Consider the following 995-nt stretch of genomic DNA (forward strand, 5'->3'; position numbering starts at 1 on the left):
TTCTCATCTTGCAAGGCGGGAAAAGGTACTAAGAATAAAGAGTCGTGGGGAACGAAGATGACTTTATCCGTGGGGTTGGTAGGGAGTAAATCGGCAATGGGTGCGATTAACAGTTGATGCAGTTGGTGTAATTCCCGGTTCTCTCGCTGGCGGGTGGGACGAGTTTGCTGTTGTGCCGCCTGCTGATTAAAGGTAAAAGACCGTTCGCTGCGAACTTCCGTGGTTCCATCAACACTTTGAGCAACGGTGATATTCTGACGACAGACCTGGTTATCGAAGCAACGGGCATCGGCAATTCCTTTCGCTAACCAAGTATCTTGCTCTTGCCATAAGGGTTTGAGGTCAGTGCGACGGAAACCGATTTCTCCTGTGGGTTTGATGACCCAGATATACAGTTCCGATTCGTTCAATCGCTCAACCTTGCCAACTTGAAACGCTTCACGAACGTAAGAATATTGGACAATCGTGGCATTTTGGGCAGCAGCAATTTGTTTAATGTGAGTGATATTGGCCGGGGTGACAGTGAGGGCGTTGTCTGGGGTGTCGGCGAGTCTTTGGGCGAGCAATTCTACAAAAGCGCGGGCGCGTCCCCGTTCGGAAATTTCTAAGGCGGTATCGGTTTTATTTTGGGCAATCAGGACGGCTTGCAGGAGTTCGTAAGTGGTTTTCTGTCGTTCAAATAGGGAGATTTTTTGCGCGTCAGTTAAACCAAGGCGCAATTGTTCCCGCACTTCAATGGCTGCCAAGAATTGTTGCTCCGCTTCGGCGTATTCTCCCAGACTCTCGTAAACAACTCCCAGGTTGCCAAGGGTGATGCCTTCCCCCGCTTTGTCGCCGAGAAGCCGAGCTATCTCTAACGATTGCAGGTAGTATTGCTCTGCTTCGGCGTATTCTCCCAGGTTCTGGTAAACATTTCCTAGGTTGTTGAGGGAGATGCTTTCCCACGGTTTGTCCCCAATTTCTCGTGCTATCTCTAACGATTGCAGGAAGTATTG

At 49.6% G+C, this 995-nt stretch carries 1 protein-coding gene; it reads right to left on the reverse strand.

Annotated elements, in window-relative coordinates; genetic code table 11:
- Positions 1-995: tetratricopeptide repeat protein (locus tag LKK83_RS20735; protein WP_324633228.1), on the reverse strand; the 995-nt coding region annotated here is incomplete at both ends.

The sequence above is a fragment of the Phormidium sp. CCY1219 genome, from assembly GCF_035615515.1.
In the GTDB taxonomy this organism is placed as follows: Bacteria; Cyanobacteriota; Cyanobacteriia; order Cyanobacteriales; family Laspinemataceae; genus CCY1219.